Below are 20,325 nucleotides of genomic sequence, written 5' to 3'. Positions count from 1 at the left end.
GTGCCCCCCCATGCCTACCGACGAATCCACCGACGACACCCCCACCTCGCCCGCCTCCCCCGACGCGCCGACGCCCAACGGCCGTCCGGGCTCCCCCGAGCCACAGGCGGAAGCATCCTCGTCTACGTCTGCCGCTCCGTCGGTGCAGCCGAAGCTACAGATTGAAGACCTGCACTTCTGGTACGATGAAAACCATGCCCTCCAGGGCATCAGCATGGACGTTCAGCCCAACCGGGTGACGGCCCTGATCGGGCCCTCCGGCTGCGGGAAGTCCACACTGCTCCGGTGCCTGAACCGGATGAACGAGCTGATTCAGGGCACGACGCTCGAAGGGACCATCCACGTGGACGGCCAGGACGTGTACGCGGAGGACACCGACCCGGTCATGGTGCGCCGGCGCGTCGGAATGGTCTTTCAGAAGCCGAATCCCTTCCCGAAGACCATTTACAAAAATGTGGCGTGGGGCGCCGAAATCAACGGCTACACCGGGGACCTCGATGCACTCGTGGAGCGTTCTCTACGACAAGCTGCCCTATGGGACGAGGTGAAGGACCAGCTGCACAGCAGTGCGCTCGATCTGAGCGGGGGCCAGCAACAGCGCCTCTGCATCGCCCGGACGCTCGCCGTCCAACCCGACGTGGTGCTCATGGACGAGCCGGCCAGTGCCCTGGACCCCATCGCGACATCGAAAATCGAGGAAACGATCACGGAGCTGAAAAAGGACTATACGATTGTGATCGTTACCCACAACATGCAGCAGGCCTCCCGAATCAGTGACGAGACGGCCTTCCTCTACATGGGCCGGCTCATCGAAATGAGCCCGACCGATCAGCTCTTCACCCGCCCCGAGAAGGACCGCACCGAGGCGTACGTGACCGGACGCTTCGGGTAGCATCGGGCGCCCTTCATCTCCCACTGCCGTTCTTCCCCTCTTCGGACATGCCCAACCGTTCGTCCCTCGACCAAGAGCTGGCATCCCTGCGCGGCCTGATCGCCGACATGGCGAACCGCGTCGACGAGCAATTCGCGAACGCGATGAATGCCCTTCTGCAGGGGGACATGGACCTCGCGGAGGAGGTCGTGGCCGGGGACGACGCCGTCGACGCCCTGGAGTTACGCATCGACGAGCAGTGTGAACGCATCCTCGCCCTCCACTCGCCCGTGGCGGTCGACCTGCGCATGCTCATCATGGCGGTGAAGATCAATACCGACTTCGAGCGCATCGGGGACCACTGCCGCAACCTGTCCCGCAACGCCCGCTACCTGGCCGACGCCCCCGGCCTGCTCGCCGACACGCGCCTGCCCAAGATGGCCGACATGTCCCGCACGATGCTGCGGGAGGCCGAGATGGCGTTTCTGGAGAACGACCGGCTGAAGGCACGCAAGGTGATCGCTCGGGACCTCCAGGTGAACCGGCTGCACGAGGAGACCTTCGCGACCCTCGTGGAAATGTGCGAGGACGGGCACGAACAGTCCGAGATCATTGCCCACCTGCTAACGGTGAGCAAAGCACTGGAGCGCATCTCCGACCACGCAAAGAACATCGCCCAGAGCATCGTCTTTATGGTGGAGGGTCGGGATCTCCGGCATCGGGGCCTTCAAGACGATCCCGATGCCCCGGACCTCCCCCCCCTCGACGAATCGGCGGCGGGCGAGTCGTTCAGCGAAGAGGTGTAGCGCTCAGGTCGGTCTTCCTACCGCACGACGGTAAGACGCCGGGTCTTCGTCCGCCCCCCGGCCCGGAGCCGCACCACGTATACTCCGCTGGACAACGTCTCCGTCTCCACCGTCAGCCGTCGCCCCTCTTCTCCTGGCGGCCGTCCCTCGTACAGGGTCCGCACCCGTTGACCCAGCACGTTGTACATCGCGACTTCCGCCCTCGTCCTCTCCTGCACCGCAAAGGAAAGAGTCGCCCGGGTGGACGCCGGGTTCGGGGCCGGCGCGCTCAGGTGCAGCGCCCCGTCCATGCCAACCTCCACCTGCACCGTATCGCTGAGGGCTGTCGTCCGGTCGAGGTCGACCTGCTCGAGCCGAAAGCGATGGGTGCCCGGCCCGAGCCGTCGGTCGACCGTAAAGCGATAGGACTGGGCCTCACCGGTGGTCCCGTCCTCCACCTTGCTCGAGACGAAACCGAGCTCTTGCCAGCCGGCGTTCTGCTCGTACTGGACGCGGAAACCCGCATTGTTGGTTTCGCTGGCGGTCCGCCAGGTCAGCACCACAACCTCCTCACTCTGGACCGCCGTGAGGCGCGTCAAGTCGACGGGTAAGGCCGTCGCCGGGCGAATAGGAACCAACTGGTATTCCGTGCCCGACTCTCCAAGCACGCCCTCATAGGTAAACGTCCCGATGGGGATGGGCTCGCCCATGAGCTCAGTCTGATTGCTCGACTCGACGCGGTAGTTGAGGCTCGCGGTCTCGTCTCCAACCGTGTACGTCGTGTTCGCATTGAACGTCCCGCTCGTGTTTGAGAATGAGAGTCCGTCCACACGAAGGAGTTCGCTTTCGTAGTCTTCACCGCCGGACTGCAGTGTGCTCAGGGAGACCTCTTGAGGAGCCGGCAGTATCCCCTGGTCCAGAATGACGTAGTTTTCAAGGCCCGTGTTATCGATTCGAAGGAGCTCGTCGGTGTCCGAGAGCGTTCCTCGCACGTAAAGCCGAGTCCCCTTCTCGATGTTGCCGTCGGCAATGTCCTGTTGAATGTCCCCGCTCACGGGACCGACGGTCAAACCGCTTACCCCCGTAGGACCGGTGTCGTCCTGAAATCGCACGTACGAGCCATACGCTCGCGTGACGGTGCCCGTCACCGTCGCCGTGTTGCCGAATCCTTCCTGACGACCATTCTGAACCGTAAGATCGCCGACTTTCCCCTGATCGATGGTCTCAACTTCAAACACCGACCCAGAACCCGCCTCTCCGAATGTGCCCACAAAGGGCTCTCCTATCTCTTTCACACTCGGAGTAAGCCTGAAAAAAGTTCCTGGACTTTGAGAACCAGTTTTTAGCTTTACGTCTACCTGAAGAAATTCTCCACTTCCCGACACTGATCCGCTTGATACGTTTGAGACCCGTAGAGTATCCTCCTTAGAATTGTTGGCTGTAAGATTACTTGACCCAAAACTAAGTTCACGACCATCTTCAACCTCTTCTATTTCGAGTACATCATCATCAAATGCAAACTTCATGTTCGAGTATTCTTCCACACTCTTTCCGTCAAGATCCGCCTCAATGCTGAGAGTGGTAACCTGCCCCGGAGCTGGATTCACCTCAGGAACGGTCACAGAAATGCCTGACTGTGCCCATGACTGTAAAGGCGCGATCCCGGCGAGGAAGACGAGGATCAAACCCAGTGGCGCGATCAGGAATCGGTCGCTCATCGTGATCATGAAGGATGAAGGCTGAGTACAATTACAGCGATCTTGCCCCTAAGGACCAAAGGGGTTCGAGGAGATGAACTCCTCGAACCCCTTGATCATCTTAAGGAGATCCCGTCTTAGGGGAGCGCGCCGCGACTACCGGACAACCGTCATTTTCCCGGTCTCGGTGACGCGATTCTCGTCCATCTCCACCCGGGCGCGATAGAAGTACGTGCCCGAAGAGAGATCAGAGCCGCTGATTCGGACCGTACGGCCCGATCCAGCCGACATCTCGCCACGGTGCGCAGTCTGCACCTTGCGGCCCAGCAGGTCGTAGACCTCGACGGTCACATTCGCCTTCTGGGGTAGGTCCATCTCCAGCGTCGCGGTCTGCCGGAAGGGGTTCGGGTAGGCCCCCTCCAGAGCAAACTCGTCCGGAATAGACACGATGGACTTGGTCTCGAGCTTCTGGACGCCACCTTCGTTGACGGTCACGTTGCCACCCATCTCCAGGGTTGCGTCGGAATCCTCCCGCTTCAGCGTAAGGGTCGCAACCTTTCCAGCGTTGGAGATCGGCGTGGTGCCCGCCATCGAGATCTTCAGGGTCCCGTCGTCGGACACGTGGTGGACCGCCCGCCAGTCATCCGGAAGCTGGGCCGTCATGTCGTTCACGGCAACCTTGTCCGGATCAATCTTCGTGGTTACGTCGATGGCCTGCACCGACTGACTGGACTGGTTGAGAACCAGCGGCAGCTGCATCTTCTTGCTCTCAGCGCTGGTGGCCTGTTTCGGCTCGGTCACTTCGCCCCAGGCAAAGGACGTGTTTGCGTCGCCGGACGCCTTCGAGGTCGCAGCCAGCGCCTCTGTCGCTTCCTCACAGCCGGATTCGACCGGGAAGCAAGAGATGCCTCCCACCGTGCGCTGCAGGATCAGGGACGCGTCGAAGGCACTGACTTCATCGTCCCCCGAAACGTCGGCGTGCGTCTGCTGCGCCTCGATGAGGTCGGTAGATCCAACCACGAAGTCGAGAGCATCTCCTGCGTCTCCGGCGCCGATTCCAAGGTTGAGGTCAGTGTCGCCGTAGAGTGGGATGACCTCCATGGTGTCGTTTACCGCGGTGGCCGGCGGCTGTCCTTCATTGAACACCATGTTCTGCATGTCCATGACCATTTCTCCGTGGTCGGGCTGGCCAGTCGCCTCGATCGAGACGAGGACGCCCTCGCCTTCGATGTCGAAGAGAGCGGCTCCATCGTCGCCGTCGGACTCACCGCTCCCGGTGCTGCTGCTATTCAGCCCGTCGTCGGCCGCGGCGATGGTCACGACGCCCGCCTCGTTGTCGATGTTCGAAGTGAGGGTAAGGCCTTCGCTGAGCGTGCCCTCAGTCGTCACCTCTTGGACCTGCATGCGGTCGGTGTTGAAGCCCATTTCCATCTGGTAGGAGAAGACCTCCAAGTCGTCGAGGCTCTCGGCGTTCATGTCCAGCGTGAACTCTTCGTTCGGGTACACCTCCCCGTCGCCCTCAGAGTGCTCGGCGGTGACGGAGAGGGCCTCGATGACACTCAGCGTAAACGGCAGCTCCGCGGTCTCCGCGAGCGGCGCATTGGTCACGAAGCCGAGGCCGGACTGATACGTCTCCTCTTGGATGCCGGGCACGTTCGTGTCGACGGTCAGGTTGAGGGTGTCCGACTCGCTCGGCGCAATGGTCCCGGACGTCTGATCGACAGCCAACCACTCGCCTCCAGCGAACACCTGCACATCATCGACGGCCCAACCATTGATGTTGAAGGAGTCCCCCTCGAACGTCCAGGCCACGTGGAACTCGTCGGAGCCCACGTCCTCATTGGTGATTGCGAACGATTCGTCGATCGGGCCGACATCCTGGGCTGGGAATTCGGCCACCGTGGTCCAGCTCTCACCACCGTCCCCGGTCGTCTCCAGACGGACTGTGAACTCGCCCGCGCTGAAGGCATCAATGATGTGGGAGAACTGGACGAACACCTGTGCAACGTCCTCCGTGTTGATCTGAGGCGTGATCAGGCGCTGTGTGCCCTCGGTAGAGGGGGACCAGTAGAAGCACGCCTGCTGCGGATCATCGAAGTAGAAGGAGCACCCTTCACCGACCGTCGTCCAGTTCTGGCCGCCGTTGGCACCGGCGCGGAACCAGTCTCCCGGCGGGAATTCCTCACCGCCAAACCCTTCTTCGACGAGCAGCTGCTGAATCGGCGGACTCGACGGCAGGACCGAGAGGTCGTATTCCAGCGGGTTTCCACCCGTGTTGGTCACCTCCACGGCCTCGTCCTGCGTCTGGCCGACGTAGGCCTGCTTCTCGAAGCTTGTGGGCGCAAGCGCCAATTCGGGCGCCGGGGTGCCCTCTCCGGTCAAAGTGACCTCTCCCGACACCTCTTCTCCAGTGATGGACATGGTGGCCGAGAATTCCCCGACACTCTGCGGGGTGAAGGCGACGTCGAAGATCCTCGCGTCGCCCGGCTTGAGCGTGAACTCGCTCTCTCCATCGAAGAAGAAGTTCTCTGAATCAATGGACACGTCGGTAATCGTCATATCGGCTGCCCCATCGTTTCGGAGCGTAACCATTTGCGTACTCGACGTATCCTGCTCGAAGAGCTGACCGTATCCAAGCGAGTCCTTTGAGACGAACGCCACCGGTGCCGCCTCCACCGAGAGGTTTACAGGAACCGACTCACTGGGCTCACCCTGCAACTCGTCGCCGACGATGCTGATTTGGCCCTCGTAGTCGCCCTCTTCGACCTGCGTAGCATCGTACTGCGCCTCTAGCTGCAGCGTGGCGCCGGCCGGGACCGTGCCCTGCTCCAGGTTCGTCGCGAGCCACGGGATGCCCTGGCCCGGCGTAGCCATCCAGCCAAGTTCATCGTTCCCGCCTTCCGGGAAGGATCCGATCAGCGTCGTGTTGCCGGTCTCGCGGTCCACCTGGCGGAGCGTCCCATCACTACAGCCAATGAAGCTACAGTTGTGAAGGGCCGCCATGAGGACCTGGCCCGTCTCCGCATCGTAAGTCATGCTCTGGGCAAAGTTGGCATCGATGCCCGTGGGACCAACAACCTCCGTCTCGGCCGTCTCGAGATCGATACTCAGAATCTCGTCGTTGGAGATCTCGTGGGCGTAGGCGTTTCCTTCGCCGTCGATCGCAAGGGCCACAACGAGGTTTCCGCTCGCGTACTCTCCGACCAGGTCGAGCTCGGCGTTCTCCACGTCTAGCTCATAGAGCCGGTTGGTGTTGCCTTCGCCTGCGGTCACGTATGTCGTGCCGTCCGTCGGATCGGTCTCCATGTCCGACCAGGTTACATCCGATCCCTCCGGATTGAGCTCACCGATCGTTTCGACAGACCCATCCTCAAGGGCGTACGTCTTGAGGGTGTTATCCGTGTTGTCGATCCAGTACACCTCCTCATTGTTGCCGAATGTAAAGTTCCCGGCGTACGAGTCCACGCCCTCATCGACGACCGTGAACTCGCCCGGCAGCCCCGTATCGAAGGCCACGAGTTCGGGGGCAATCACCTCCGCGCCGTAGGCCGTCACGCCGGTTTCGTCCAGCACCTGGGTGCCATCCAGAAGGCGCGCTGCGGCGGAGCTCGTCGTCGCTCCATCGTCGGGCGACGGCCCCAGCGACGGCTCTGCGGGCTCCGCGTCCGAGTTCAACTGCGCGGGTGTCTGCTGCAGCTGGCGCCAGCGCCGGAGCTCCTTGTCCGCCAACTTCGGCGTGAGGTCCATGGCCCCTCCGCCCTCGAGGGCTTCAACGACCACCGAGAACGGAAGGCTCTCACTGAACTCGTTGGTGATCGTAAACGTCTGCGTCGCCGTGGAGTCGCCGGACGTCAGGTCGATCTCCTGCTCCAGTGAGCTCGGCTCAATCGAGACGAACGGCGACCCTTGACCAGTGATCGTGACCTCCTGCGTGCCGGTCGCCGAGTTCTCGAATGAAAGGGTCGTCTCGAACGAGCCGTTCTCCGTCGGCTCGAACGTGAGGGGAATGCTTCCGCTCTGTCCGGGGTTGAGGACGAATGGGGAAGCGTCCGCCACCGAGAACGGGGTATCGTCCCCGGCGAGATCGATGGAGGCCACCTGTAGGATGGCGTCGTCACTTGTGTTCGTGACGGTCAGCGTGTCCCGTCCCGTCGTGCCGGCAAAGACCTCACCGAAGCCGAGGCTCTCGTCCACGGAGATCGCCGGATTCCCCTCCACGGTTAGCGTGACCGGGACCTCCTCCACCGGCGTGCCCGGATCGTTGCTCTCGATCTGGACACTTCCGGAATACGCAAGCCCCCCGATGAGATCGTTCGCGTCTTCATCGTCCGCGACCGTCTCGAAGGTGAGCGTAATGTCCTCTCCGGGCTCCCCGGCGGCGACCTCGCCTTCGGTCGGCGCGGCCGTCAACCACTGAAAGCTCGGCCCCGGCGTGGCGAACCATCCAAGCTCGTTGGCCTCGCCTTCCGGCCCGATCGGAGCAATAAGCTCCGTGTTGCCGGTCTCCATATTCACCTCTCGGAGTTCGGCCGGGACGGACGCCGTGGAGCCCTTGTAGGCCGCCATGAGCAACTGGTCGGTCGCGTGGTCGTAGGTCATGCTCTGGGCATAGTTGGCGTCGATGCCCGTGGACCCGAGCACCTCCGTCTCTGCCGTCTGCAGATCAACCGTCAGGATGTTGTCACCACTGATGTCATGGAGGTATCCTTGCCCCTCATCGTCAACCGCGAAGGCAACAGGCAATAGGCCTCCGGAAAATTCACCGACGAGCGTCAGCTCTGCGTTCTGGGGATCGAGCTCGTAAAGCGCATCGGTGGTCGTGACGTACGTCGTTCCGGTAGAGTAATCTGTCTCTAGATCGGTCCATCCCGGATCGCTGGACTGCGGGTTCAGTTCCCCAATCGTCTCGACGGTGCCGTCGTCGAGGGCATACGTCTTCAGGTTATTGTCCGCGTTGTCGATCCAGTAGAGTTCCTCGTTATTCCCTTGAATGAAGTTTCCGGCGTACGAGTCCACGCCATCGTCCACCAGTGTGAGGTCAGAGGGAACGCCGAGATCAAAGGAGTAGATTTCGAACTCCGAGTTGAAGATGTCATTTCCGAATCCGGTCGTTCCCACCTCATCGAGAAGCTTGGCAAGAGGCCGCCCTTCGACCTCAACGGATTGCTGTTGCACAGCTCCTTGCTCGGCCTTGTAGGTGGTCTCACTCGACGAGAAGCGGTCTTGTGGCTGGTTCGCCTCCATCTGCTCGAGGCGCTCTGGAAGCGCACCGGTCAAGCTGCGAAGCTGCGTTGGCTCGCCGATCGGATCGGCGATGTCAGATCCACCCGTGCCGGCCTGTAGGGCGAACGAAAGTGTGTCCTCTCCGACGTTTGAAATCGCAAAGTTGTCAGAGCCGGACTCGCCTGTGCTGAGCGTCTGGGACACCGACTCCGGATTCACAGCAATCGCCGGCGCATTCTCGGTGGTCGCGGACGTCACGTTGGACAGGTCGGACGTGTTGCCGAACGTGTCCGACGACTTGATTGCGAAGAAGTACTCCGTACCCGGCGTTAGGCCTTCGACTGTTGCGGCGTCGGTTTCACCCGGGGCAGACGGAGACGGAGGATCGGCCACCTGCGTGGCACTCTGGAAGTCCTGATCGTTCTCGATTGGGTCGGTGGAGTAGCGAATGTCGTAGACTGTCGGCTCTCCATCCGGAACGGTCCACTGCAGATCGACATGCGCCGACGCTACGTCGTTCACCGACAGATCAGTAATCGCCGCCGGCGCGTTACCGTCGTCCTCTTGCAGCGCCTGGGCCAGGTTCAGGCGACCGGCCCCAATGTCGAGTGTCGCCCCAACGTCGTCGGCGGACTCCTCCAGGATCGACTCCACCTGATCGGGGCTACTGACATCCGAGAACTCGGACACCACTAGTGCGGCAGCACCCGAGACGTGCGGAGAGGCCATCGAGGTCCCACTCAGAAATTGGAAGTTATCCTCGACGTTTCCCTGCCCCGCGATCCAGGTGCTCAGGATCCCAGTGCCGGGCGCGGCAATGTCGACCCATTCCCCGTAGTTTGAGAACGTGGACACGTTGTCGCCTTGATCGGTGGAGGCCACCGAAACGATTGGGTCGTACGCCGCCGGGAACCAGTCCCCATTGTCGGCGTCGTTTCCGGCGGAGAACACGACAATGCCCCCATCGAGATGATCGCCCCCTCCGTTGTCGATGAAGTAGTCAATGGCATCCTGCAGAGCCTGCGGGAAGACCCCCGGACTCGTGTAACCCCAACTGTTCTGTGAGATGACCGCCCCGTTATCGGCAGCATACACGTAGGAGTCTTCTTCCCCGATTGGCGTGGTCACCATGTATCGAACACCGGTACCGCGACCGTTCGCAAACTCTCCGTTCCCCCCCGCGGTGCCCGCCACGCCGAAGGAATTGTTGGTGAGGGCAGCAACTGTTCCGGTGACGTGCGTCCCGTGGCCGTTGTTGTCAGTAAGGTCCGCCGGGTCTCCACCCCCGAAATTCTTCCCGTGAACGCTCCCGTCGCTCGGATCTCCACCGTACCAGACATTTGGCTCAAGGTCTGGATGGTTGACAGTTGTCTCGGTCCCATCGAAGCTCCCGCTGATTCCGGAGTCGTGGATGCTCACGACAACGGTGGTGTCCCCAGTTCGGGTCGACCACCCCCCTTCCGCCTCGATGTTTTGGAACCCATACTGGTCTCCGTATAGCGGATCGTCGGGCGTGCCGGGCAGGGGGTCGAGCAGCGGCGCAATCGACGCCCGCGGGTCCTCGACGACGTGCTGCTGGGTTCGGGCCTTCCCTTCGGCGACAGAGACAGCCGATGCGTTCGAGTAGGCACTCGTGGCCGCCTCCACCTCCGTGTCCGCCGACGCCTTTCCGTCGGCGAGGCGAATTTCGTACCACCGATGAAGCCCGTATTCGCGGTGGCGCTCTTCGTACTCGCCCCCAACGTCAAACAGGGGCTCAACCGAGACGGCGTCGAACTCTTGATTGAGCGCGTCAATCGATTCGACCCCAAGCATCGCAACCCCATTCTGCTTCATGGGCGTCGCCTGGTTGGCGACATCCGGGGCCACCTTAATGCGAAGCACATCATCGTGCCAGGTGCCTTCCCCCTCCTGCTCGAGAGACGTATCCGGGGGGTCGGCTCCCTGACCGAGCGCCGCCCCAGCAAAGAACGACGCAGCGACAAAAAGCATGAGGGCAGCGCCCAGGATCGATGTCCATGAGCGCGCCGCAGAACCTTTCCTTTGTACCGTTGTATCCATTGGGCTTGCAGCGGTAGCTGTGGGCGCCCCGCGTCGGCCGTCCCTTCCAAAGACCAGCCCGGCGCGGGGCTTCAGTGTGTTTTGGCAAAATGTGGTACTCAAAGGCGTGCGAAGAAGTATGCCTTTCTCGCACCAACCTTCGTGAGGCGACTTTCATTGTCTTTTTTTCGTGGCACACGAATTGTACCTATAGAAAATTTTATTGTCAAGACGAATGAAGTTGTGCATTTTCGGCCAGTCGACATGACAGCAACGATCATCCAAAAGCACAGTTATCCTGGTCTGAAGAGAAGTGTAGAATTTGCGCCTCAGCCTCACTTGCTCTGATTTCAGGCCCGCTTTTCTCCTGCGTCGGCCCGACCTTTCCTCTTATCGCCCCGCCCCTCTCAGCTGTCTTAAATACATATTCATGTTAAGCGAAAATACAGCTCTGGGCCAAGTCAGGAAAAAATGGTGCCGGTTTTAATCTTCTGGTCACTCGTGTAGGAGAGCTTTATTCCTTCCGATAATTTTTACTGTCCCCACTTCGTTGGCGAGCGACGCGATTCTCGTCCATCCTCGTGTCGGGTTAAGGAAACGTCTCAGGTTTTGCCTCCAGAACTGGGTGGGGCATGCCGTCCTACTCCTTCTTCTCCAGGTTCTTGTGATCGGGACGGCTCTCCACGAAGAGCTCTTCTTGAAGTAGCCCTACACGCAAACCATTTCCACCAGGGCACCGCGTCGGGCCTTTCCGGACAAGCTCTACAACACACACCCCACAACAGAAAACCCCTGCGGCGCCGGCGGCACCGCAGGGGAAGGAAATGCAATCAGTTGCCCAGGGTGGATTCGAACCACCAGCCTCCCGGTCCAGAGCCGGACGCTCTGCCGATTGAGCTACTGGGCAGACGGGTTCTAAGCTTTACATAAAGCAGTACACAGAATGAGTCCTCTAGCGGCCCGGTTCCGACGCGCCGGATGGACTGGAGGGTTTGACGGACGCTTCACCAGAGGACTTCTCCACGGGTTCGGCCGAGGGGTCTGGGCCATCGTCGATCCACCGGACGGCGGCGGCGTCCGTCCCGTTACGTCCGTCGACCGTGTCGAGATCGGCTCCGCGCCAGTCCGCGACCTGTCGCACGATGCGGGCCCGCACGTGCCGCTGCAGGGCCCGGGCCTGATCCGGCGAATACCCGTCGGTCTCCACCGGCTCTAGTACCCGCACGCGGATCGGCTCCGGATCGGGCTCAAACCAGATCGAATTCTTGGGCAACGCCTCGTGGGTGCCATCGATGGCAAGGGGCAGAATCGGCACCCCTTCCTCGATGGCGAGCCGGAAGGCCCCGTCGGAGAACCGGTGCACACGACCGTCGCGGGAGCGTGTGCCCTCCGGGAAGAACATGACGCTGCACTGCTTCGCAATGTAGTCACGGGCCGTCGTGAGCACCTGTGCCCGACTCTTCTTGCGCCGCCGGTCGACCGAGATGTCGCCGCTTAGGTGCAGCAGCCACCCGGCCACCGGCAGGTCAAAGAGCTGTTTCTTCGCCACCCACTTCATCTCCCAGGGCACACGGGAAATGATGGGGGGGTCGGCCTGCGAGAAGTGATTGCACACCACAACGTAGGGACGCCGCGGATTTTCCGGGAACGGCCCTTCGAGGGTGACGTCCCAAAAGGGATTTACGTAGGTAAACAGGCGCCCTACGATGCGGAGAGTATATCCTGTGTAGTAGTGCGCCGGGTCACGATCCACAACGCGCGCCACAAGCATGACGGGCACCCAGAGGACAATCAGGGTCCCGATGGCAAACCACACCCAAATGGACGTGAGCACCGAACGCATCGTACAGGCGAGATTGATAAAACGTAAGCAACGAGAGGGAGCCTATGCCGGGCCGAGGGCGTTTGGTTCAAAGCAGATCCTGCGAGCACATGGACACAACACGGACGACATTCCGCGTGCGATCTGAATGCATACAGGGGTAGAATCTCGTGAATCTGTTTCGACCGGCATCGTGCCACTCTGTTGTGCATAAAGACTAAAACCAAGCGATGCCAACAAGATAACCATCGTTCTCCTCTGGGCCGACCTTATCAACATCCTCAAATATTTCTACGAGGTGTCCGTATTTCTGAAAAACCGTCCCGCCCGGTGGGAATCCTAGCGGCGTAGCGCCGCTGTTCGATGTTGCCGGTCGGTCGTGGGGGGAAAGGCGTGTCGGCCGATGCCCTGGTCGTAGCGGAACGGACCACCGCCGTGGCAGGTAGGGCACCGCGCCGTGCCGCCGGGGTCCTGTAGTGGGTACTCGGAAGTCCCCGTGCTGTCTGTGTCCCAGGATCGACCTGCAACAGACACGGCTCGGGCTTCTTTCCCCCTTCACGATGTGGATCGGCTCGTGGCGGCGGTTTGGGGCCCCTGATGAGGAGCTCCGCCGATTCGTCCTTCCTCAGCAGGAGGCCCGTTCTGAATCCAAGTTCTATTTCGACAAATGGCAACCGACGGACTCGCCGCCCCCGATTTACACCAAGGAAGCGTTCCGCCTGTGGACGACACTGGACACGTGCCCTGGATGGAACGATGCCTGGACCTGGCCCGCAAGGGAGCGGGCGCGGTGAGCCCAAACCCCATGGTCGGCGCCGTCCTGGTGGCCCCGGACGGGACCGTACTGGGCGAAGGCGCACACCGGACCTACGGCGGGCCCCACGCCGAGGCCCGCGCCCTGCAGGCGGCCGAGCAGCAACACAGCCCCGCCGCTCTTCGGAACGCCACCCTCTACGTCAACCTCGAGCCCTGTCGCCACCACGGGAAGACGCCGCCCTGCACTGACCTAGTCGTTGAAAAGGGAGTCCCGCGCGTCGTGGTGGGAACGGTGGACCCGTTTCCGCAGGCCCAGGGCCGTGGCATTCGGCAGTTGCGGGGGCAGGGGGTGGAGGTAGAGGTAGGGGTCCACGAGCACGCCTGCCGTCGCCTCAACGAGGCCTTCTTTCACCACGTCGAGACCGGACGGCCGCTCGTCACGCTCAAGACGGCCCAGACGCTGGACGGGCGCATTGCCACCCGCACGGGCGACAGCCAGTGGATCACGAGCGAGGATGCGCGCACTCTCGTGCACGAGTGGAGGGCTGAACTGGACGGGGTTTTCGTGGGCCGCGGCACCGCTGCGAGCGACGACCCCCGCCTCACGGTGCGTCACGTGGACGGGCCCCAGCCGCTCCGGATCGTCCTCGACCGAACGGGCACGCTCTCTCCCGACCGGACCCTCTTCACCGACGCCCACGCCAGCGACACGGTCGCCGTCATGGGCGACGACCGCCCCCGCCCCGATTACGCCGACGCACTGACCGACCGTGGGGGGACGCTCTTGCACACTCCCGAGACGGACGGCGGCCACCTCAACCTCCACGCCCTCCTCCAGCGCCTTGGCACCGACGCCGGTCGCGACGCGGAGCCCCTCCAGTCGCTCCTCGTGGAAGCCGGGCCCGGCCTCGCCACCGCCCTCTTCCAACAGGACCTCGTGGACCGCTTCTTCTGCTTCGTGGCCCCGAAGGTTCTGGGCGACGGACGGCCCGTGCTCCGCGACCTTGGCATCACGGAGATGGACGAGGCCCTCACGTTCGCCGAGCAGGAGTGGCAAACCGTGGGGAGGGACATGCTTCTGCGCGGCTACCGGCGGGCCGTGTAGGTCCCTCACTTGCTCACATCCTCTGGCTCAGAGGTTATTTTTCCCAACCCCTCTCAACGAAATGTTTACCGGCATTATCGAAGACGTGGGCACCCTCGCGGCAGTCGAGTCCCTCGGCAGCGACCGCGCGGGCAAGCGGCTTACGATCGAAACCGACATCGCCCCCGAGCTGCACGTGGATCAGAGCGTGTCGATCGACGGCGCGTGCCAGACCGTCGTCGACGTTGACCCGGACGCCTCCACCTTCGCCGTCGACAGCATTGAGGAGACCCTGCGCAAGACGACCTTCAGCGACTTGGAGGCGGGCGCCCCGGTCAATCTGGAGCGGGCCCTGCAGGCCGGCGATCGGCTCGACGGCCACTTCGTGCAGGGCCACGTCGACGCCACCGGCACCATCACGAACGTGGAGCGGGAGGAGACCGACTGGCTCTACACGATTCAGTTTGACCCGCAGTACGCCGCGTACTTGATCCCGGTCGGCTCCGTCTCCGTAGACGGCATCAGCCTCACGGTGGCCCGCCTCGACGAGGACACGCTGACCGTCGCGATCATTCCGCACACCCACGAGGTCACGAACGTGGCGGAGACGTGGACGGAAGGGGCGGCGGTCAACCTAGAGTTCGATCTGATCGGAAAGTACGTGGCCCGTAGCTTTACCGCGAGCGGTGAGACGCCCGACCCGGAGGCACTGGCAAAGACGTGGATGGAAGACTAGCCTCCACGCATTTCCCTCCTCCTACACCTCCTTCTGTGTGCCGTGTCGGACACGTCCCTCGTCACCGTCGCCCGCTACGACATGCAGGGCGGCGCCCATCTCGCCAAAACCAGGTTGGAGGACGCCGACATTCCCTGCATGCTCGCGAACGCGGATCAGTCCGGCCTCTCCACCATGTTCGACGCTACCGAGGGGGGCGTTCAGGTAAAGGTGCCCGCCGATAAGGCGGACGCGGCCCGGGCTGTGCTGGGACGAGATTGACCCCGCAGCGCACCATTCCGCTCTCGCGGCGCCCCGGCCACAGTAGACCCGTAGCCTCCTTCACGACCCGTCATTCTTCACTCAGCCTGCCGGGAGGCCGCAACTCGGTAAATCGGAAACTGCATCTCGCTCACGTCCGCGCCCTCTGCGAACCACTCCGTCTCCTGAAGGCGGGAATCCGTGAAGTACAGCGCCCCGTCGGGCCCAAAGCTGAAGGTATCCGCCCACCGAATGTCCGGGTCCCGAATAAGCGTGTCGACCGCCCCGCCCGGCCGGCGATACACCACCGCGTTGTGTTCGAGGTCCGCCATGTACAGGCGTTCGTCCGGGCCGAACAGCATGCCGTCCGGCGCCGGAGTGGCCCCAAGGTCCGTCACGGCTGCACGATGGTCGCTCGGCTCCAGGCTCGGGTCGCGTAGCACCTCCGTGGGCATCCGGTATAGGTGGTAGCCCGTCAGGGCGTGGTAGTAGAGCGAGTCGGCCTCCGCGTCCAGGGCAATGCCGTCGGCGTGAATCGCCGGTGCGCTGCCGTCGGTGAACCGAAGCGGCTCGCCCCCGATCTCCAGCACTAGGTCCTCGGCCTTCGTCGACGCGTGCTCGTCGAGGACCCGGTGATGCGCCCCGGTGTCCAGGTCAATCGCCACCAGCGCGCCGAGGCCGGAGTCGGTCACGTAGGCGTACTGGTGTTCGCTGTCAATGCGAACGTCGTTCATGTAGCTTCCCTCCGGCGCCACGTCGGAATCCAGCCGGTAGATGCGCTCGACCCGGTCGGTCTCCAGGTCAATCTTGACCAGTTTGGCGCCGCTGTCTACGACCCCCGCCATTTGGGGCGAGGCTGGATCGAGCACCCACAGGGCCCCATCGGCCGCCACCACGCTTTGGACGGCCACGAACGTCGTGTCTCCTGCTCCGGCCGTCCAGCCGTTCCACGCGTCGCCGGGGTATGGCACGAACCGGCCGTCGCTCGTGACCTCCGCCACCGAGTAGGGAATGTCGCGCCAGCGCGGAAAACTCACGAAGGTCCGTTCGTCCTCCGTGACGGTGAGACCCGTGAGCTGTACCCCGTCACTGGCCGCAACAGTCTGCAGCTCCGGCTGCTCGGGGGCCGATGAAGATGGCGATGCGTCCTGCGCGCCCTCATCCACGCAGCCCATCAGGACGGCGAGTACAAGAAGCACGCTGAAGTACGAGACGAGTCGGGAGGGACGAGAAGTCATCGGCGGCGTCGATCTTTGGGGGAGAGACGAGTAGGGGCGGTGCGTTCTGGATCAGGGGGGGACGGCGAGAGAGGCGCTACGCATCGGTTTCCGAGGATTCGGACGAAGCGTCAGGGCCTTCAATCCGGGCCAACCATTGCTCGGCCAGGCCGCGGGCGGAAGAATCTACCGGGCGTTCGGTCTCAATGATGCGCATCATTTGCCCAATTCCCATCTGAAGGGCCAGCGCCTCACGGGCCAGACGCTCGGCCTCCAAATCGGAGCGAATGGTTCCGGCCTCCTGGGAATTGCGAATCAGTTCGGCGTACAGACTCAGCGTCTCCCGCTGGTGAGCATCCGCGTCCTCGCGGAGGTCGCTTGGGGACACCTCGGCTTGCGTGCCAACCTCGACGCAGGCACAGAACCCGCGGAAGTTGTGGTCGGAGAGGTCACTCCGGAGTCCTCGCAGGACCGTGCGGAATAGCGCCGGGAAATTTTTGGCGTGCCGCCGGGCGTGCTCATGTAGAAAGCGCATGTCCTCACGCCGGTAGTGGTTGAGTGCAGCCTCTGCCAGATCGTGTTTATCTCCAAAGTGGTGGTAGACCGTCTGGCGTGTCACGTTGAGCGTCTCGGCGATGTCGCCGAAATTGAGCCTCGAGTACCCTCCCTCGATTAGCTGTTTCTCAGCCTCCTTCAAAATTTGGTGTCGTGTTTCACTCATTGATGAGGCATCATTACTCGTGTGGAGAAGCACTGCACGGGGACACCGCGAGGCATCGCTTGTTTTATCGTAACGCGCAGTGCTTACATACATGTAAGTATACGCGTTCCGGAAAGACTGTGGGAAAGAGGGCGTCGGAAAGGGACGACAGGACCCGATTGGGGACGACGCGCCCGGAAGTCCCCCGTGCCTCGTCACGCAGCGCCCGCGGCACCGGCCCCACCGCCCCCCGCTGCTCCCCCGGCCCCGGCGGCCCCAGCCGCCCCGGCCGACGACGACTCGACCGCCCCCATCACCGTCACGACCGGCAAGAAGGCCGTGGCAGGAGCGCTCGCCGTCTCCTCCGGACCCACGAGGCTGACGAACCCATCCGGGAGTTCCGGCACCTCATCCGCCGCATCGAGCGCCTCTTTTGTCTTCTCAATCCAGGCCCTCGATACCTCGTCGTGAAGGAGTAGCCACGGGAGCACGTCCACGAGCCGTTCGGCGGCTTGCGCCGGGCTTGTATCCCGAAGCCGCTCAATGTTGGACTTCTCGTAGTCGAGGTATCCGCGGAGGGCCGCGGCCCGGCGCGCGCCGTCTTCGGTCCAGGTGTAACGGCGCACCGCAGCGATGACCCCCCCTAGTCCTACGCCCATTCCTGCGGAGAGGAGGTAGAGGCGGAGGGCGCTGCCACCCGTAATGACGGCGGCGAACCCGCCGAGAAGCGCCACGAGGGCCCCACCCAAAAGCAGCCCGGAACGCGTGGTATGATTCTCCATCCATCCACGCTCGAACAGCGCGTCCCGAACGTCACGCAGGACGTCGCGGCGGAATGATCTGGTGTCCGACCAGAAGTCGTCGAGGGTCTCGTATTCCCCGAGCTCGTCCACGAAGCGACGCTCGAAGTCCGAGAGGTCGTCCGGGGTGGGGTGCGTCTCCAGACGGACCACGTCAGTGGCCCCGACGAGCTTATCCTCCTGGTCGTGGCGGAGGGTGACGTGACCGCGCCGAGCAAGATCGAACAGCGTTGCGAGGAATGCCTGTCCGTCCCGATTCCCGAGTAGCGCCACGGCCGTCGGCCGGTCGAGGTCAGCGGGCGGGCGGCGGGCCGTTGCCTCCGGACGCGGGCCGCGCCAGCGCCACGAAGCTACGCCTCCTGCGGCACCGCCCACGACCACGAGAAACAGCCCGAAGAGCAGATCTGTGGCCGTCGGCAGATACTCGCCGGCCACCTGCTCGGGAAACGACATCTCGACCGATAAGTCTTCTCCTTCCCCTACAAGGTCTCGGTGGACCGACGCCACAATCCGGCCGGCCTCTCGTCGCACCGTTCCTGCGTCCGGGCTGAACGTGACGTCGTCTCGCTGCAGGTCGAAGGCCGTCGGCAGAATCACCTCTACCTCTACGTTTCGGGTGGGCACGACGGCCCCGTCGGCCATCACGTCAAGCTGGACTACGTTGCGGTCACCGCGTTCGTAGAGCGCCTTCTCCAGGACGTACTGAACATCGAACCGGGCCGGCGCAGAGCGGTCCGGGAACGACCACCAGACCTGACGCACACCCTCTGTCTCCCTCACCCGGATCGAGTCGACGGACGTCTCCGGACTGGTCACCTCCACGGCCCGCAGGGCACCCGCATCTTCCCGCACCACCGATCGGTACGCCCGCGAAAAAGATCCCTTTTGAAAGTCGTACGTGATCGACTCCTCAACCTCGTAGCCGCCATCGGGCCGCACATGGACAGTGATGTCCGTCTTCGACAATGCGTACTGCTGTTCTTGAGCCGCGGCGGGACCGGCGGCAAGAAGCAATGCGAAAACCAAAATGCGAAGAACGGAGTCGGACATGAGGGCCATGGATCTGTGAGCGAACTCTTATCTCTCTACGAACCTCTCTTCCCAGACGTTACAGCACTGCGCCCCCCTTGACAATCCGATGAGGCTTCGCGCTGTGCATTTCTCATTTGGAAACGCAGCGAGGTTCGATCGGTACCGTCAGTTGGACTTTTGGGTGTCTCCTAGGGCAGTATCTCGTCTGAGATATCCTTCCGCATCGCCTACGTACCAACCCCTTCTGCTCTCATGTCGACCATGCAAGCCGCCCGGGTTCCCAGTGCGGGCGCCGATTTCGAAATCGTTGACCTCCCTGTGCCCGATCCTGACGACCACGAGGTGCGTATTCGGGTGGAGGCGTGTGGCATCTGTCACAGCGACGCGTTCGTGAAGGAAGGCACGTTTCCCGGCCTTGAGTACCCTCGCGTGCCCGGCCACGAGGTCGCCGGGGTGGTCGACGCCGTGGGGGCGGACGTCACCCAGTGGTCGGAGGGCGACCGCGTGGGGGTCGGCTGGCACGGCGGCCACTGCTTCACCTGTGACGCCTGCCGTGAGGGCGACTTCGTCAACTGCGAAAATGGCCTCGTCACCGGCATCCATTACGACGGCGGCTACGCCGAGTACATGACTGCTCCCGCCGAGGCCGTGGCGAAGATGCCAGGGGACCTGGCCGCCGAGGACGCCGCGCCCCTGCTCTGCGCCGGCATCACCACCTTCAACGCACTCCGCAACCACGACCTCCAGCCGGGCGATCTTGTCGCCGTACAGGGCATCGGTGGACTGGGCCACCTAGGCGTGCAGTACGCCGCGGCGATGGGGCTAGAGGTGGTCGCCCTCTCCACGAGTGCCGACAAGGAGGAGCTGGCCCACGACCTCGGGGCCTCCCACTTTGTGGACGTGTCGAGCACCGATCCGGCCGAGGCACTCCAGGGTCGGGGCGGGGCCGATCTCATCCTGGCCACCGCGCCGAACGTGGACGCCATCACGTCGGTTGTCGGCGGGCTCGGCCGCGACGGGGACCTCGTGATCGTGGCCGCGACGGGAGAAGCGGTGGAGGTAGCGCCGATGGCGCTCATTCAGGGCCGCAAGTCGATCTCCGGCTGGCCCAGCGGCGACGCACAGGACTCGGAGCAGACACTCGCGTTCAGCGCGCAGGCCGGGGCGCTGCCCGAGATCGAGACCTTCTCCCTGGGGGAGGCCGGCGCTGCCTACGACCGCATGATCAACAATGAGGCCCGCTTCCGCGCGGTCCTCACGATGGACCACTAGGGACGGCACGGAGAGGGGATGCCGCCACCGCAACCGATACGAGAGGGAAT

Annotated in this window: 12 protein-coding genes and 1 tRNA gene; 6 read left to right on the top strand and 7 right to left on the bottom strand. The window is 63.0% G+C overall.

The genetic code is table 11. The features are described 5' to 3' along the window. Window positions 1-10: 10 nt before the first annotated feature. Window positions 11-892 carry a phosphate ABC transporter ATP-binding protein PstB gene (gene pstB, locus OJB03_RS05810; protein WP_272507123.1) on the top strand — a complete coding sequence of 294 codons (882 nt, stop codon included), beginning with the start codon at window positions 11-13 and terminating at the stop codon, window positions 890-892. A 47-nt stretch (window positions 893-939) separates the two neighbouring features. Beyond that, window positions 940-1,677: a phosphate signaling complex protein PhoU gene (phoU, locus tag OJB03_RS05805; RefSeq protein WP_263785913.1), complete on the top strand. Its 738-nt coding sequence runs from the start codon at window positions 940-942 to the stop codon at window positions 1,675-1,677. Window positions 1,678-1,694: 17 nt separating this feature from the next. On the opposite strand, the gene OJB03_RS05800 is transcribed toward phoU, so the two are convergent. From OJB03_RS05800 to OJB03_RS05785, 4 genes are all read right to left on the bottom strand, one after another. Beyond that, window positions 1,695-2,951 (bottom strand): T9SS type A sorting domain-containing protein, encoded by a 1,257-nt coding sequence (locus tag OJB03_RS05800; RefSeq protein WP_263785911.1) that lies wholly within the window; start codon window positions 2,949-2,951, stop codon window positions 1,695-1,697. 558 nt (window positions 2,952-3,509) lie between these two features. Then, entirely contained in the window at window positions 3,510-10,568 is a 7,059-nt protein-coding gene (locus OJB03_RS05795) for a S8 family serine peptidase (RefSeq protein WP_263785909.1), read from the bottom strand. A gap of 882 nt (window positions 10,569-11,450) precedes the next feature. Continuing rightward, window positions 11,451-11,523 (bottom strand) — tRNA-Gln (locus OJB03_RS05790). Window positions 11,524-11,568: 45 nt separating this feature from the next. Then, window positions 11,569-12,459, bottom strand: coding sequence for a lysophospholipid acyltransferase family protein (locus OJB03_RS05785; protein WP_263785907.1), 891 nt, complete (start codon window positions 12,457-12,459; stop codon window positions 11,569-11,571). Between the two features lie 700 nt (window positions 12,460-13,159). Between OJB03_RS05785 and ribD the strand changes: the two genes are divergently transcribed. From ribD to OJB03_RS05770, 3 genes are all read left to right on the top strand, one after another. Beyond that, window positions 13,160-14,299, top strand: coding sequence for a bifunctional diaminohydroxyphosphoribosylaminopyrimidine deaminase/5-amino-6-(5-phosphoribosylamino)uracil reductase RibD (gene ribD, locus OJB03_RS05780; protein WP_263785905.1), 1,140 nt, complete (start codon window positions 13,160-13,162; stop codon window positions 14,297-14,299). A 61-nt stretch (window positions 14,300-14,360) separates the two neighbouring features. After that, a complete protein-coding gene (locus OJB03_RS05775) occupies window positions 14,361-15,014 on the top strand; it encodes a riboflavin synthase (protein ID WP_263785902.1) in 654 nt (217 codons plus the stop codon). 42 nt (window positions 15,015-15,056) lie between these two features. Beyond that, window positions 15,057-15,275, top strand: coding sequence for a DUF2007 domain-containing protein (locus OJB03_RS05770; protein ID WP_263785900.1), 219 nt, complete (start codon window positions 15,057-15,059; stop codon window positions 15,273-15,275). 77 nt (window positions 15,276-15,352) lie between these two features. Here OJB03_RS05770 and OJB03_RS05765 read toward each other — a convergent pair whose 3' ends face one another. The 3 genes from OJB03_RS05765 to OJB03_RS05755 form a co-directional block, all read right to left on the bottom strand. After that, a complete protein-coding gene (locus tag OJB03_RS05765; RefSeq protein ID WP_263785898.1) occupies window positions 15,353-16,492 on the bottom strand; it encodes a major royal jelly family protein in 1,140 nt (379 codons plus the stop codon). 76 nt (window positions 16,493-16,568) lie between these two features. Then, complete coding sequence (locus tag OJB03_RS05760) at window positions 16,569-17,192, bottom strand: TetR/AcrR family transcriptional regulator (RefSeq protein ID WP_263785896.1); 624 nt, start codon at window positions 17,190-17,192, stop codon at window positions 16,569-16,571. A gap of 194 nt (window positions 17,193-17,386) precedes the next feature. Continuing rightward, on the bottom strand, window positions 17,387-19,021 hold the full coding sequence (locus OJB03_RS05755; RefSeq protein WP_263785894.1) for a DUF2207 domain-containing protein: 1,635 nt from the start codon (window positions 19,019-19,021) through the stop codon (window positions 17,387-17,389). Window positions 19,022-19,264: 243 nt separating this feature from the next. On the opposite strand from OJB03_RS05755, the gene OJB03_RS05750 reads away from it, so the two are divergent. Beyond that, complete coding sequence (locus OJB03_RS05750; RefSeq protein WP_272507217.1) at window positions 19,265-20,275, top strand: alcohol dehydrogenase; 1,011 nt, start codon at window positions 19,265-19,267, stop codon at window positions 20,273-20,275. The last annotated feature ends 50 nt before the right edge of the window (window positions 20,276-20,325 follow it).

Source organism: Salinibacter grassmerensis (assembly GCF_947077765.1).
Classification (GTDB): Bacteria; Bacteroidota; Rhodothermia; order Rhodothermales; family Salinibacteraceae; genus Salinibacter; species Salinibacter grassmerensis.
This window is presented reverse-complemented; position numbering and strand designations above follow the sequence as displayed.